This window comes from Lysinibacillus sphaericus (assembly GCF_001629735.1).
GTDB classification, from domain to species: Bacteria; Bacillota; Bacilli; order Bacillales_A; family Planococcaceae; genus Lysinibacillus; species Lysinibacillus pinottii.
Genome location: NZ_CP015224.1, coordinates 2,303,302 through 2,316,916, shown reverse-complemented (window position 1 = coordinate 2,316,916; position 13,615 = coordinate 2,303,302). Strand labels below are relative to the sequence as shown.

Below are 13,615 nucleotides of genomic sequence, written 5' to 3'. Positions count from 1 at the left end.
ATATTTATGTTAAGAGCAAAACATACTATTCGACATAATAATGTTGAATACAAAAAAGGTGCTATTCTCGATGGCTTAAAGGAATCGGAGGCGGAACGCTTAGTACGGTTAAAGTCTGCTGAATACGTCATTTCTCCTGAGGAAGAAATGAAGAAGCAACGAGTGGCCGAAGATGTAAAAATAATTCCACCGGATGAATTTGAAGAATTACGTTCTGCATTGGATGAATTATACAACGCAGAAGAACTAAAACGTGTTGCTAAGGAAGTAGGCGTGGATTTAACAGGATTGACAAAGAAAGAGCCTATTATTGAGGCGATTATAAAACAAGGTAAAGCCGATTTGCTATTAGAGGATGATTCTAATGAATAAAACGTTTAAAGACTTCATTACGGAGGATTTGGACGTTTTTTTTAATGTCGATGAGATGGCTGATAAACATGAGTTAGAGGGACAGGAGTTAGATTTAATCGTTGTAGACAGTAGTTTAGAAGATTTAAAAGGCTTTGGACGTGATCAATTAAATGTAGCCCAAGAAGTGTTTAAGATTTTCAAAACTGTTTACGTGAAAAGTAGTGACTTCTATATCCCTAAAGTCGATAGTGAATTGGTTTTAGATGGCGAAAGCTATTATGTGGAAGAAGCAAAAGATCAAAACGGGGTTATTAAAATTGTTCTGTCAGCCAACGAAAGTTAGGGGGTAGATTTAATGATCCAAATTCGACTTGAAAATATCGAAAGAATCGAACAGCTATTTGAAAACACCCCACGAGAAGCGAAAACGGTATTGTGGCGTGCTATTAATCGTTCTGCTACAGCTGTGAAAACACGTACTAGTGTAACAATTCGTAAGCATTACATTGTCAAAGCTGAGGATGTCAAGAAACGAATTAAAATTCGAAAAGCATCGCTCAATAATCTATCAGCTCAAATAAGAGCAAGTGGACCAGTAACACCCATCATGAAATTCGATGTAAGACCTACTTCACCAAAAAGTAGTCAAGTTACAGCGCGTGTTTTAAAACGAGGTTCTCGAAAAAAAATAGACAGTGGATTCATTGCCAGGACAGGAAATGGACATGTAAATGTATTTACCCGTGTGGGAAGTAGTCGTTTTCCTATTCAAGGGAGATATGGTCCTTCTATTGCACAAATGATGGGTAAAGATGTACTGATAGAAGATATTACTGAACGTGGTCAAACTGTTCTAAATGAACGATTAAACCACGACTTAAATCGATTATTACAAGGTGGGGTTTGATGTTAAATACAACTCTAATTGATGATCTTGTTAGCTTTATAAACGAGACATTAAAAGAAATGAGATTACCTACCAAAGATGAAGATGTTGAAAGAGCTCCAACTGCATATGATGGGTATTTGCCACCCAAAAAGAACCCTTCTAAAAGAAGAGATGATTCAGATACAGAACAAGAAGATTTTCCATATGTGATTGTGCGGTACTTAGGGGAAGAAGATACTCAATATAAAGAAAATGTAGTTACGCTTAGAGTAGTGATTGGCACCTTCAGCAAAGATGAACAGCATGGTTGGCGTGACACGTTGAATGTCATGAATAGGATAAAAATTGCATTAGGAAAAAAACAAACAATAGGAGCAGCCTCTTTAACAGGAACAATAAGCATGGCATTGTTTGAGGATCACCCAAAACCTATGTGGCATGGTGTTATGGAAGTGCAGTTCAATTTACCACAAGTTGTTTGGGAAAGGAGTGTGTTAGATGACTATTAAAGTATCTGAAAATGCATCACCAGAGAAGGTAGGAGATGCTATTAAAAAGACAAAAGAACAGCAAGAACAATTAATTTACGTTGGCCCACCAGTGAAAGGGGTACAACGTTTTTCTGTTTTTAAAGGGGGCTACCCTAAGAATTTAGAGGAACATTTAGAAAAATGTACGGCATTTAAACAATTGTTTGTGCCTATTCAAGAATTGACTACGGTTCAAATGCGTTTAAATGATTCGAGTACAGTAGAATCAATGTTTTATAACAAAGTAATCGAATATTTTAAGGGAGTGAAGTAATATGCCACATGGCTCACGCGTGTATGAGATGCCGACAAGCCCCGGTACACCAACTGTAGTATCAAGTATTGTGCCTGTTGTGTTCGGTACAGCACCTATAAATTTAACAGAGGGCATAGATAATGTGAATAGACCTATCAAATGTACCTCTTTAATTGATTTTAAAAAGAATCTTGGCTACTCAAAAAACTGGGAAAACTATGATTTATGCGAAGTAGCAGACGCAGCATTTGTGGAATATGGCTTGGGGCCTTTCGTCTTTATAAACGTATTGGATCCTGCAGTCCACAAAAAGAGCATTACACAAGAAACTGTAACGATTGAAAATCAAAAGGGTACGTTGAAAAATGAAGGGATCCTAAAAAAATCGTTAAAGTTGATTGCGGATAGTACCACTTTAAAAGAAGATGAAGATTATATTGCTACTTTTAATGAAGATGGACTATTAATGATTGCATTTTTAACAGCTCAAACATCTGTGATAGCTGAATATGATATGTTAGATCCTTCACTTGTTACGAAAGAGTATTTAATTGGTGGGTATGATGTTGCAACAGGTAAAGCATCTGGCTTGGAATGTGTTAATAAAGTATTTCCACGTTTACGTTCAGTACCTAGTCTATTACTTGCACCTAAATTTTCATCAGATCCAGATGTTGCTGCAGTTATGAGAGCAAAAGCAACTTCGATAAATACGTACTTCAAATCAGTAGCCCTAACAGATGTTGATACAACGCAAACTGCAGTGTTCACAGATGTATTCGAATGGAAAAATGACAATGGCTACACAGGTAAAAACGAAGCAGTTTGTTGGCCACTGGGTATGAGAAAGGACAAGGTGTATCACCTATCAACTTTATTTGCTTGTAACGTCTTAAAAGTTTGCTTGATAAATAACAACTATCCCTATGAATCTGCATCAAATAAACCTATTCCAATTGATAAAATTGTTATCAAAAAAGGCAATAAATATGAAGAGGTTGAACTAGAACCAAATCAGGCAGAGATTTTAAATGATCAAGGGATTGTAACAGCATTAAATTTCGTGAATGGATTTGTAACCTGGGGAAATTACACAGCGGCTTACCCAGATGTAACTGACGTGAAAGACAAATTCCACGCAACACGTATAATGCATAATTTCATTGGTAACTCGATTGTGTTGAAAACTTGGGAGAAAGTAGATGGCCCAATCCGCAGACGCTTGATTGATGAGATTGTAGACGAAATGAACATGTGGATGAATGGTTTACAAGGTGATGGAGCAATTATTGGTGGAAGAGTAGAAGCCCGCGCAGAAGATAATCCAAATGACCAATTACTAAATGGTAAAGTGGTTTTCCGATATTTTGTTGCTGAGCCAACACCAGCGCAAGAAATCGAAAATATTTTACAAGTGGATACGTCATACTATGAAACTATTTTTAACTAAGAAAGGGGCATAATTTAATGTCAAAAATCCCTGAGAAATTAAATGATTTTAGAGCATACGCGAATGGCAGCCCTGAATTAAAGGGAGTAGCTGATTTACAATTACCATCATTTAACCCAAAAACAGAAACTGTAAGTGGAGGCGGAGTAATGGGGGAATATGATTCTCCCAACTTTAGCCACTTGGAATCGATGAAAGCCACTATAAACTGGCGAATGATTAATAATGAATTATTAGAATTCCTAAAACCGAAGGCGATTAAGCTGGATTTCCGATTAGCGAACCAAGAATATGATGGAGCTAAAGGTGAGCATGAATTCAGTGTTAACCGTATTGTTATGCGTGGGTTGCCAATAAATAACGATCTAGGAAAAGCAGCAAAGGGTTCTCCATATGAGGGATCATCAGAAATTGAGATTTTATATATAAAAATGGAGTACAACGGAAAAACGTTGGTTGAGATTGATAAATTAAATTACATCTACCGTGTGGGAGAAGTTGACTACATGGAAAAATTACGTGCAGCATTAGGAATGTAAAAAAGATATTGATAGGGGAGATTAATAATGAAAATCGAAAAGCAAAATGCTGAAGAACAAACACTTAATCAAAATCAGGAAAAAGAAATTGTAAACGAGGTACTTGTTCAAGTTGGAGAAAATGAAACTGAAAACAAGAATCCAGAAATTATCATTGTGCCTATTAAGCGTCCTATCGATTTCGATGGGACGTTTTTAAATGAGGTGAAACTTGATTTCACCCAAATGACAGGTACACAAATTTTAAAAATTGATGCTGAATTACGAGCTATGGGCACAGGCTTTGATGACTTATGGAATCAAACTGTTATTTTGAAATTGATGTCTAGAGCATCAGGGCTCCTAGAGGAGGATTTAAAAAGATTACATGGTGCTGATTACTTAGAGGTGGCCTTCCGAACAAGAAATTTTTTCATTCAGTGGTAGGCAGCAATGTCGCTAAGGAATATAGAAAACTCTTTATACAATTAGGTAGAAGTGTTCCTGGCAGCATGGAGTATTGGGAGAAACAAAGTGTAGGTGATTTGAATGCTTGGTTAGAAGCATTTGAAGAATTGGAAGGAGCTGATAAGTAGTGTCGAGAACATTTGAAACAACTGTTCAAATAAACGGTGCTATCGGCAGCTCTTTGACTTCATCTTTCAGGGGTGCTACTTCAAGATTAAACGATTTAAGTAGTAGAGCGAGAGCTATACAACAAGAAATGAATCGTTTAGGTCGTGATTTTAGGCAAGGTACTATTCACCAATCACAGTATGCTGAGAGTACAGCTAGGTTGTCTCGCGAATTAAGGCAACTCGAAAATAGCCAAAGACGAATCACTGCTTTAAAGAGCACGTTTAACAATGGGATGAATACAACAAAAACAGTGGCAAGTGTAGCGGCAGTTGGAGTAGCAGCAACTGCTACAGGTATAGCAATGTCGTCACTTAATACAGCGGGGAATTTCCAACAGCAAATGTCTAAAGTTTCTGCTATATCTGGTGCAACAGGTACTGATTTGACAAGACTCGATGACACGGCACAAAACCTTGGTAAATCAACAGTATTTTCTGCTACTCAAGCTGCAGAGGGTATGGAATATCTAGCATTAGCTGGTTGGAAAACAGATGCAATCATTTCGGCAATGCCTGGTATGCTAAATCTTGCGGCAGCAGGTGCTATGGACTTAGGTCGAGCAGCAGATATAACGAGTGATACGATGCAAGCGTTTAGTATGGGCGCGGATAAAGCAGGACATGCTGCAGACGTATTTGCATATGCTCAAGCTAACGCTAATACAAATGTTGAGATGATTGGCGAAGCTATGAAATATGCAGCTCCTACCGCAAATCAATTTAAATGGTCCCTTGAAGAAACTTCTGCAGCAATGATGGCACTTGCTAACCAAGGTTTGAAGGGTTCAGTTGCAGGTCAAGCATTTGCTAGCTCAATGGGTCGATTAGCCGAGGACAAAGGTAAAATAGCGGAAAAAACAAAAAAATTAGGCATGGAGTTTTTTGATGCTCAAGGAAAAATGAAGTCACTTCCTTCTCTGATAAAAGAGATAGAAAAAGGTACAGCAGGGATGAGTGATAAGCAGCGAGTTAGTACGCTACAAACACTCTTCGGTGCAGAAGCATTTAAACATTGGGCTATTCTACTTTCAACTGGGTCAGATGAACTTCAAAAAATGACAACGGCATTAGAGAAGTCAGATGGAACTGCAGCAAAAATGTCTGCAACTATGGTAGATAACTATGCGGGTTCCCTTCAACTTTTAAAAAGTAGTATCGAGGGTGCCCAAATCAAATTTATGAAACCAGTCTTGCCGGTATTTCAAAAGTTTTTCGATGGAATAACGGGAAATCTTGATCAGAACATGGGCAGTATTGAAAAAGCAGGTAAAGCTACAGCAAAGATTCTAAGTGATATTACTGCACCATTTAGTACATCAAAACCAATTAAACCCAAAATAGAACCAAACATGGACCCACAAGATGCTCAAAAGGCGATTAACCAATATAATAAAGAGCTTCAAAAGTATGAATTATTTAGCAATATGGATGTGGGCGAAAAAGTAGAATACATGTTAAATACAGCCATTAAAAAAGTAGAAACTTGGTTATCTGGTTCAGGTGGCGAAGCAATGGGACGGATTTTTACGCAATTGGGAACAATCGCGGGTAAGGCGTGGATTGCGGGGCTAACTGGAGCAGCAAGTGGGGCAGTTTCCAGTGCTCTTGATGGTAATTTTAGCGGAGCACTAGGGCTAGGTGCGGCAGCTTGGATGATGGGTGGAGGCACACTAGTTAAGGGAGCTATTGGGGCAGGTAGATGGGGCAAAGATTTGTATAAATCTAGACGTTCAGCAAATCAAACGCCTCCTACAACTACAGCGACATCTAGTCCGGCACCTTCCAATTCAGGAAGTAACGGTGGCAGTATGGGTCCAAGTCAAACGGGCACAATTACGTCCTATGGCGGTGGAAACAGACCAACCACGGCAACAGCGAGTCCAGCACCATCTAATAATAGTAGTATGGGTCCGAGTCAAACAGGTACAGTTACACCATATGGCGGTGGAAATAGACAAACTACGGCAACAACAAGTCCAGCACCGTCCCGAACAGGCTCAGTGACACCACCTAGATCAACACCTACTACGCCAGCACCTGTTGCAACTACTCCCCCTCGGACAGGTGGCATGTGGAGTAAGATAAGTAAGGCAGGTGGTAGAGCCATGTTGCCACTGAGCCTTGCTATGGATGCATATAGCATTTATAAATCAAATGACAAAGTGAAGGCGACAGGGGAAACGGCTGGTGGTCTGGCTGGCGGTTTAGGTGGTGCGAAATTAGGTGCTGCCATTGGTACAGCCATCGCACCAGGTATTGGCACTGCTGTTGGCGGACTGTTAGGCGGAGCAGTTGGATATGTAGGCGGTAGATGGTTTGGAGGAAAAGCCGTAGATACAGTGAGAGGTAGTAGTGAACCTAAAACTGCAGCTGTAAGTAAATCTGAACCTACACCTAGTAAGGCACCAAGTACAAGTGCTGATGCTAAAAAAGGTCTTGATACCACGGCTTTAAATACATCTGCTACTAAATTAGCGACTACCTTTGAAACTACAAGTACAGCCATAACAGCCATGTCTACCAATGCAAAACTAGTCGACACAAATATGATGCAGTTAGCAACAGGGGTAGGACTAGCTAGCACAACGGTAGGTACTTCTTTTATGTCTATACAAAATAGTGCAAGTATTACAGCTGCTAATATGGGTAATTTGACAATGTATACTGGCCAAGTCAGTACTTCGTTTGTGACATCATTTTATTCATTGAAAATGGCTACTGATCAATCCACGTCGAATATGTCCACATTAGCTGCAGTCATTGCAAATGCGACTAGCCTGTTTAATAGTATGCAAGGTATTCAAACTGCTACGCAAAATGTGATTGCTGAGTTAAATAATTTAGCATCGCGCGTTAAAAATGCATCAGTACCTGGTGGCACACCATCTAGGAGGACGCAATATGAATAGTTACCGAACTACCCAAGGCGAAACGTGGGACTTAATAGCATACAAATTGTGGGGAAGCGAATACTTGCTTCCTCTTTTATTTGACGCAAATCCTCAATGCAAAGACACTTTAATCTTTAGTGGTGGGGTTATATTAAATGTTCCAGATATTTTGCTTGAAGATGTGACAGAACGCCCTGAGTGGTTAGGGGAGGATGAAGAACTATGAGTACAACAAAGATTGCAAAAAGTACACGGCTCAATATTCTGTACAACCATCAAAATATAAATGAAACGTTAAGTAAACATTTAATTTCTTGGACATATACAGATCACTTATCTGGGGAAATTGATGATTTGAATATTGAGTTAGAGGATTCAGAAGCCTTATGGTTGGGGGCATGGTTTCCGTCTAAAGGATCTCTTATACAAGCAGATATTGAGAAATTGAACTGGGAAGGTGATTCTTTCAAACAAAAGATAGGGAAATTTGAAGTGGATACAATCAGTGGGAATGAATCAACCATAACCATTATGGCCCTGGCAACATCCGAGAAGTCGAGTTTGCGTGGGGAACATAAGAGTAAAGCTTGGGAAAAAGTAAAGTTAAAAAGTGTGTTTAGTGAAATTGCAAAGAGGAACGGCATGAAACTTGTATGGCAATCGTCAGAAAACCCTACAAAAGATCGAATTGAACAAGACAACGAAACTGATTTAGCTTTTATTTATCGTCTATGTAAAGATGAAGGGCTTTGCTTAAAAATCGCTAATAACAGCATTGTGGTCCTAAATGAAGAAGATTATGAAAAACAAGAAGCTAAGTATTACATCAGACGTAAAAGCAAAGAAACGGATGTAATAAAAGTAATCGAACGAAGCTTTACAAATACATTACACGACACATACAAGGCTTGCAAAGTGACACATACGTTAAAAAAGAAAACCATTTCGGCTACTTTCACGCCTAAAAATCCACCTAAAACAGGTCGAGTTTTAAATGTGAAACAACAGGTGTCATCACAAGCAGAAGCATTACGAATAGCCAAGAAAAAACTTAGAGAAAAAAACAGAGAGGCTACTACTGTCACTTTAAAAGTATATTCATTGGTGCCTTTATACGCAGGAATGACATTCAATTTAGTAGAGTTTGGGAAACTAAATGGAAAGTACATTGCTTCACAGGTGATTCAAAATGATTCCTCCACTACCCTATATTTACGAAGATGCCTGGAGGGATATTGATGTTAGAGGAATGCCAAGTTGTAAATGTTGATGCTGCAGCAAGAACTATTCGTGTGAAACGCTTAGAAAGTAATGATATGGTTTCAGGAGAAATACAAGTTTTTAAAGGTACGACGTTACCAGAAATAGATGCGACTGTTGTCTGCTCTTTCTCTAATGGCAAAAGCTATATGTTAGGGGAATTAGAATAGAGGTGATTTTATGGGCATAATCGGAACCTTTGGGGATTTGGTATTTGAAGTTTCGCGAGATAAAATCCATACATTCGATAATTTAAATCGGACTACAGAAGCCAGGTACACTAAACATGCAATTAAACATCAAAAACCGATCATGGAGTTTGATGGACCAGAAGTTGATCCAATTACATTTGATATGGTCTTACGTGCAGATTTGGGCGTAAACCCCATTAAAGAGTTGGATAAATGGCGTGACTATGTACGAAAAGGAAAAAGGGCTGTACTGATTATAGGGAATCGTCCTTTTTCTAATAACGCATTTGTGATAACCAAAATTAACGAAACGTATAAAAACATTGATAACCGAGGGAATGTCCTTAGTATCGAAGTGACAGTGGACATGATGGAATACCCCATCACCATTAAAACAACTAAAAAGACGACTCAAAATACTGCTAAAAAGGCAACAGCAAGTAACAGTAGCAACACATCGAAGAAAAAGAGTGGAACCATTACCATAACTGTTCAGTCGGTTAATATTCGAAATGGACCAGGTACAAGTTATAAAATCCTTGGCATTGCATCAAAGAACAATACATTAACAGTGTATGAGAAAAAGGGTGATTGGTATCATCTTGGCAGTGGAAAGTATATAACAGCCAGTACAAAATATTCAACGTTCAAGGGAGTGAGTTAATTGTATGAAGTAGAAGCCATGAAAGAAATAGATTACGGAGCGACAGGCGTACAAGAGGTACTGCAGAATGTCGCTTTTATTATGTCTACTGTTGCAATGGACTGCCCTTTGGACCGTGGGTTTGGCATAGAATTAGTTGTTGATAGACCCCTCCCAATCCTTAAAGCCATGTATAGTGCAAGGGTAGTGGGGGCTGTTAACCAATTTGAGCCAAGAGCTGTTATAGAAGCAATTGAAATTACAGGGGATGCCGAACAAGGTATTTTCAAGGCGAAAGTGCAGGTGTCTGTGAATGGCGAATAGATTTAATTTACCTGATATATCGTTTTTCGAGAAGTCTCCTGAATCCATTGTCAGTGAAATGTTGCAGCATATAAACGATAAGACAGGACAAGAGTTTCAGCGTGCTGATCCAAGGCGAAAGCTTGTTGAATCGTTGGCCGTCTTTGTAACATTTGAACGAAATCGAGCTGAACATGCATTGAAGCAAATGCTGTTGGCGTATGCATCAGACGATATGCTTGATTTAAAAGGTGACGAATTAGACACACCAAGACTAGAAGAAAGAGCAGCTACTACCGTAATAGGATTCAATTTAGAGACTGCTAGGGGTGTGGCTTTGCCAATACCACAAGGAACAAGGGTAAAAATTGCAGATGTTTATTTCCAGACTACCAGAATTGCGGTAGTACCTATTGATACTAATTACATTGAACTGCCAGTAACTTGCACAGAAGTAGGTGAAATCGGCAACGATTATTTACCTGGTGAGACAGTTACACTAGTTGATCCTTTACCCTATGTTAAATCGGTTGTTAACACGGTTGTATCGAGTGGTGGGGCAGAAATAGAAGAAGATGATCCATATGCAGAACGTATTCGCTTGGCTCCTGAGAAGTTTTCAGTAGCTGGTCCTGATTTAGCTTATAAATATTATGCATTAACATCTAGTCAAGACATTGTGGATGTAGAGGTAGACAGTCCTTCACCAGGTGTAACGCGCATTGTGGCCTTACTTAAAAATGGTGAGATTCCTACACAACAACATCTAGATAAAATCTTGGCCATTTGTTCTGCAGAGAACATTAGACCACTCACTGACAATGTCATAGCAACTATTCCTGACGTACAAAATTTTGATTTAGAAGTACAGTATTGGCTACCAAACAGCAAAGCAACGGTAGCAGATGAGCTCATGCAGAAAATCGACACTGAGTATCAAACATATTTGGTTTGGCAACGGTCCAAGCTTGGTCGTGATGTCAATCCAAGTGAAGTGGTGAAAAGGTTGAAAAGTACAAAATCTGAAAAATTGGCAGAGCGTGTGGAGGTAATCGGGGTGAACTATACAGAAATTGAAAAGACAAAAATTGCTGTTGCGAACGAACCAAAATTAACGTTTATGGGGTTCATTGATGACTGATTTAACAAAGCTGTTACCCTATTCATTACAAAACGATCCCTTCACAGTTGCTTTAACAGAAGCTTTTGAAATTCAAATTACACAGTTGTATGACGAGTTCCGAGCTATTTCAAATCTATATTTATTAAAAGATGCACCAAGTCTGTTAGTCGATTTTTTAGCTTTTGAGAAACATGTGGATTTTTACGAAGGACTTACACTAGAAGAAAAGAAAAACGTTGTAAGAAATGCTTTACATGTGCATCGAAAGAAAGGGACAAAATTTGCGTTGTTACGTGTATTTGAATTACTGAATTTGGATGGAAAAATAGAAGAGTGGTACGAATACGATGGAGATCCTTATTATTTCAAGGCAAGTATAGATGTATCTGATAGAGGTGTTGACAATGCTACAATCCAACTTCTGGAGCGTTTAATTAAAACATACAAAAACAATCGGTCATGGCTTGAAGTACTCGATATTAATTTAACTTCAAGGCAAAACAATATTTATGTAGGTTCTGCAACACTTACTGCAGAAGAAATTGTGGTGTATCCATATATAGCTACAGACTTGTCATCGAACTCAAAAATTAAAATAGCAGCTGCTAATACAGTAAGCTCTGAAAATCTAACCGTATATCCGAGAGGGGGAAATTGAATTGAGCGAAAAATTTGACACAATACTTACAAACGCTGGCTTAGCAGCTGTGGCAAATGCCACAATTACTCAAAAACAAGTAAATTTCGCGAAATTAGGTGTAGGTGATAGTAATGGTGCCTATTACACACCAACAAAAGAAGCTACAGCGCTACGCAATCAAAAGTGGATTGGTAATGCATCATCTGTTACAACCGATCCGGACAATCCTAATTGGATTGTTGTTAAAGCCGTCATACCAGGAACGGTTGGAGGTTTTGAAATTCGAGAACTTGGTATTTTTGATGAGAATAATGTTTTGTTAGCAATTGGTAAATTACCACAGACATACAAGCCTACTTTTTCAGAAGGTAGTATCAAAGAGCTCACTGTTAAAACTGTCTTTGAAGTGACTAATACAAGCGCTGTCACATTGAAAATCGATCCTTCTGTTATTTATGCAAGTGAAAAATATGTAGATGATAAAGTTGCCACTGTTGTTTCAGGACTTGAAAATTTACAACAACAGCTTAATCAACATATTACAGATCCATCAAACATTAAATGGATAGAAAAAGTAGAGGGTACAGCAAACACTTTAACCGCAACACATGAAGCTATACCAAGCTATAAAAACGGTTTGGGTGTGTCGTTTCCTGTTAAATTAAACAGCACTGCAGCAATGTCATTAAACATAAATGGATTAGGTGCTATCCCTATCAAGAAAGCGAATGGTACACCGTTTAGTAATGGTATTGTTAACGGTGTTTATACTGTTCGCTACCGTGACGGGGCTTTTATCTTACAGGGTGAAAGCGAGGTGGAAATAGGAAAGCAGATTATTATACCAGGAACCACGAATAAAGCGATATTAAAAGGTGTCCATGATGGAACTGGATATGTTGAGGGGAGCCCACACTTATTAGCTTCTAACATCAAAAAAGGAGTAAATATATTTGGAGTAGTTGGGACAGCACCGTCAGAATACGATATTTCAATAGTTACTCACAACTTTACAGATTGGCGTGATAGACAACCGACTTATACGGTAACGTGGAATTTCCCGGCCGGTTTTAAACCTGTTGGATGGGCGGCCGGATTGACATGGGATCAATATGTAAATACGGCGGCTTCACGAAAGGCGGCGCACGGTAACGGAGCAGCAAACGCTACTTCTGGTAGCTTTACTACCTATGGTTCTAATAGATATATAATCATGAATATAGATACAACTTACGATTCTGCTGCAAAAGTATATGTAGCAAGATATACCATAAGAGGCGGCCCGACTGATTATTTAGATATGAACGATGGAAACATATATTGTCAAATTTATTGGACATGCGTAATCATTTAAAAATGGAGGGGTAATATTATGTTAGGTCATAAACTTTATTACGAAAAATTAACCGGGAACGTAGTTTTAACTATTCCCGAAAATCCAAACGCTAACGCAGTACCAACAACCAAAGAACAGGACTTTGCAATGTATTCAGTATTGCAAGCAAGGAATCCAGAAATTATTGACTTTATCCAACTAGATTTCGGACAGTTTCAGTCAGATTTTCAAACAGCTAGGTCATGGCAAATGGACGTGAAAACTCGTCAAGTTCTTTTTGAGTATCCGAGTTTCAGCACGCCATTATCAACAATGGTTGAGCGGTTACTGCAAGAAAAAGAAGAACTAAAAGTTGAAAATAATGAATTGAAATTAGCGTTAGCTGAATCAGCAGAGGCACAGCAACAAGACAAAATAGAAAATCAAGTAGCTATTGCAGAATTGGCGGAATTAATAACAACTAAGGAGGTTTTATAATGGCAAAACTATATTGGGATTTAATTAAAATGAATTTACGAACAGTTGACCAAGTGCCGTTGTTATGGCGAGAAGCTGTACAAGCATTACTCGAAAACGAAACCAAGTAGACGCAG

The 13,615-nt window shown here is 38.6% G+C and carries 19 protein-coding genes; all 19 read left to right on the top strand.

Features of this window, described 5'->3' with window-relative positions; genetic code table 11:
- The first annotated feature begins 6 nt into the window (after positions 1 to 6).
- The 19 genes from A2J09_RS11330 (at position 7) to A2J09_RS24445 (ending at position 13,609) form a co-directional block, all read left to right on the top strand.
- Entirely contained in the window at positions 7 to 372 is a 366-nt protein-coding gene (locus A2J09_RS11330) for a DUF7210 family protein (protein ID WP_012295292.1), read from the top strand.
- The gene (locus A2J09_RS11325; protein WP_012295291.1) at positions 365 to 697 is read left to right on the top strand and encodes a hypothetical protein; all 333 of its coding nucleotides are present in this window, start codon (positions 365 to 367) and stop codon (positions 695 to 697) included. The genes A2J09_RS11330 and A2J09_RS11325 overlap by 8 nt, the downstream gene beginning before the upstream one ends.
- Positions 698 to 709: 12 nt before the next feature.
- Positions 710 to 1,261, top strand: a complete 552-nt coding sequence (locus A2J09_RS11320; protein WP_012295290.1) for a phage tail protein — start codon at positions 710 to 712, stop codon at positions 1,259 to 1,261.
- A complete protein-coding gene (locus A2J09_RS11315; protein WP_012295289.1) occupies positions 1,261 to 1,752 on the top strand; it encodes a hypothetical protein in 492 nt (163 codons plus the stop codon). The genes A2J09_RS11320 and A2J09_RS11315 overlap by 1 nt, the downstream gene beginning before the upstream one ends.
- Complete coding sequence (locus A2J09_RS11310) at positions 1,742 to 2,047, top strand: hypothetical protein (RefSeq protein WP_012295288.1); 306 nt, start codon at positions 1,742 to 1,744, stop codon at positions 2,045 to 2,047. Before A2J09_RS11315 ends, A2J09_RS11310 begins: the two co-directional genes overlap by 11 nt.
- A gap of 1 nt (position 2,048) precedes the next feature.
- Positions 2,049 to 3,479, top strand: coding sequence for a phage tail sheath family protein (locus A2J09_RS11305; protein ID WP_036162181.1), 1,431 nt, complete (start codon positions 2,049 to 2,051; stop codon positions 3,477 to 3,479).
- A gap of 17 nt (positions 3,480 to 3,496) precedes the next feature.
- Positions 3,497 to 4,018, top strand: coding sequence for a phage major tail tube protein (locus A2J09_RS11300; protein WP_012295287.1), 522 nt, complete (start codon positions 3,497 to 3,499; stop codon positions 4,016 to 4,018).
- A 27-nt stretch (positions 4,019 to 4,045) separates the two neighbouring features.
- On the top strand, positions 4,046 to 4,444 hold the full coding sequence (locus tag A2J09_RS11295; RefSeq protein ID WP_012295286.1) for a phage tail assembly protein: 399 nt from the start codon (positions 4,046 to 4,048) through the stop codon (positions 4,442 to 4,444).
- 148 nt (positions 4,445 to 4,592) lie between these two features.
- Positions 4,593 to 7,544 (top strand): phage tail tape measure protein, encoded by a 2,952-nt coding sequence (locus A2J09_RS11290; protein ID WP_051563282.1) that lies wholly within the window; start codon positions 4,593 to 4,595, stop codon positions 7,542 to 7,544.
- On the top strand, positions 7,537 to 7,752 hold the full coding sequence (locus A2J09_RS11285) for a tail protein X (RefSeq protein WP_036162178.1): 216 nt from the start codon (positions 7,537 to 7,539) through the stop codon (positions 7,750 to 7,752). Before A2J09_RS11290 ends, A2J09_RS11285 begins: the two co-directional genes overlap by 8 nt.
- Complete coding sequence (locus tag A2J09_RS11280) at positions 7,749 to 8,765, top strand: phage late control D family protein (RefSeq protein ID WP_012295282.1); 1,017 nt, start codon at positions 7,749 to 7,751, stop codon at positions 8,763 to 8,765. Before A2J09_RS11285 ends, A2J09_RS11280 begins: the two co-directional genes overlap by 4 nt.
- Positions 8,765 to 8,956 (top strand): hypothetical protein, encoded by a 192-nt coding sequence (locus A2J09_RS11275; RefSeq protein ID WP_012295281.1) that lies wholly within the window; start codon positions 8,765 to 8,767, stop codon positions 8,954 to 8,956. The genes A2J09_RS11280 and A2J09_RS11275 overlap by 1 nt, the downstream gene beginning before the upstream one ends.
- A 10-nt stretch (positions 8,957 to 8,966) precedes the next feature.
- Positions 8,967 to 9,641, top strand: coding sequence for a phage tail protein (locus A2J09_RS11270; RefSeq protein WP_051563280.1), 675 nt, complete (start codon positions 8,967 to 8,969; stop codon positions 9,639 to 9,641).
- Positions 9,642 to 9,944, top strand: coding sequence for a hypothetical protein (locus A2J09_RS11265; protein ID WP_012295279.1), 303 nt, complete (start codon positions 9,642 to 9,644; stop codon positions 9,942 to 9,944). It begins immediately after the preceding gene.
- Positions 9,934 to 11,064 carry a baseplate J/gp47 family protein gene (locus tag A2J09_RS11260; protein WP_012295278.1) on the top strand — a complete coding sequence of 377 codons (1,131 nt, stop codon included), beginning with the start codon at positions 9,934 to 9,936 and terminating at the stop codon, positions 11,062 to 11,064. The genes A2J09_RS11265 and A2J09_RS11260 overlap by 11 nt, the downstream gene beginning before the upstream one ends.
- Positions 11,057 to 11,704: a phage tail protein I gene (locus A2J09_RS11255; protein ID WP_012295277.1), complete on the top strand. Its 648-nt coding sequence runs from the start codon at positions 11,057 to 11,059 to the stop codon at positions 11,702 to 11,704. The genes A2J09_RS11260 and A2J09_RS11255 overlap by 8 nt, the downstream gene beginning before the upstream one ends.
- A gap of 1 nt (position 11,705) precedes the next feature.
- Positions 11,706 to 13,040 carry a phage tail protein gene (locus tag A2J09_RS11250; protein ID WP_012295276.1) on the top strand — a complete coding sequence of 445 codons (1,335 nt, stop codon included), beginning with the start codon at positions 11,706 to 11,708 and terminating at the stop codon, positions 13,038 to 13,040.
- A gap of 18 nt (positions 13,041 to 13,058) precedes the next feature.
- Complete coding sequence (locus A2J09_RS11245) at positions 13,059 to 13,499, top strand: hypothetical protein (protein WP_012295275.1); 441 nt, start codon at positions 13,059 to 13,061, stop codon at positions 13,497 to 13,499.
- Positions 13,499 to 13,609, top strand: a complete 111-nt coding sequence (locus A2J09_RS24445; RefSeq protein ID WP_252898060.1) for a CD1375 family protein — start codon at positions 13,499 to 13,501, stop codon at positions 13,607 to 13,609. The genes A2J09_RS11245 and A2J09_RS24445 overlap by 1 nt, the downstream gene beginning before the upstream one ends.
- Positions 13,610 to 13,615 lie beyond the last annotated feature (6 nt).

Coding starts and splice junctions, on each gene's coding strand:
- A2J09_RS11330 (WP_012295292.1), top strand. CDS start 7: ATGTTAAGAGCAAAACATACTATTCGACATAATAATGTTGAATACAAA.
- A2J09_RS11280 (WP_012295282.1), top strand. CDS start 7,749: ATGAGTACAACAAAGATTGCAAAAAGTACACGGCTCAATATTCTGTAC.
- A2J09_RS11315 (WP_012295289.1), top strand. CDS start 1,261: ATGTTAAATACAACTCTAATTGATGATCTTGTTAGCTTTATAAACGAG.
- A2J09_RS11255 (WP_012295277.1), top strand. CDS start 11,057: ATGACTGATTTAACAAAGCTGTTACCCTATTCATTACAAAACGATCCC.
- A2J09_RS11325 (WP_012295291.1), top strand. CDS start 365: ATGAATAAAACGTTTAAAGACTTCATTACGGAGGATTTGGACGTTTTT.
- A2J09_RS11275 (WP_012295281.1), top strand. CDS start 8,765: ATGTTAGAGGAATGCCAAGTTGTAAATGTTGATGCTGCAGCAAGAACT.
- A2J09_RS11305 (WP_036162181.1), top strand. CDS start 2,049: ATGCCACATGGCTCACGCGTGTATGAGATGCCGACAAGCCCCGGTACA.
- A2J09_RS24445 (WP_252898060.1), top strand. CDS start 13,499: ATGGCAAAACTATATTGGGATTTAATTAAAATGAATTTACGAACAGTT.
- A2J09_RS11260 (WP_012295278.1), top strand. CDS start 9,934: ATGGCGAATAGATTTAATTTACCTGATATATCGTTTTTCGAGAAGTCT.
- A2J09_RS11245 (WP_012295275.1), top strand. CDS start 13,059: ATGTTAGGTCATAAACTTTATTACGAAAAATTAACCGGGAACGTAGTT.
- A2J09_RS11310 (WP_012295288.1), top strand. CDS start 1,742: ATGACTATTAAAGTATCTGAAAATGCATCACCAGAGAAGGTAGGAGAT.
- A2J09_RS11285 (WP_036162178.1), top strand. CDS start 7,537: ATGAATAGTTACCGAACTACCCAAGGCGAAACGTGGGACTTAATAGCA.
- A2J09_RS11295 (WP_012295286.1), top strand. CDS start 4,046: ATGAAAATCGAAAAGCAAAATGCTGAAGAACAAACACTTAATCAAAAT.
- A2J09_RS11300 (WP_012295287.1), top strand. CDS start 3,497: ATGTCAAAAATCCCTGAGAAATTAAATGATTTTAGAGCATACGCGAAT.
- A2J09_RS11270 (WP_051563280.1), top strand. CDS start 8,967: ATGGGCATAATCGGAACCTTTGGGGATTTGGTATTTGAAGTTTCGCGA.
- A2J09_RS11320 (WP_012295290.1), top strand. CDS start 710: ATGATCCAAATTCGACTTGAAAATATCGAAAGAATCGAACAGCTATTT.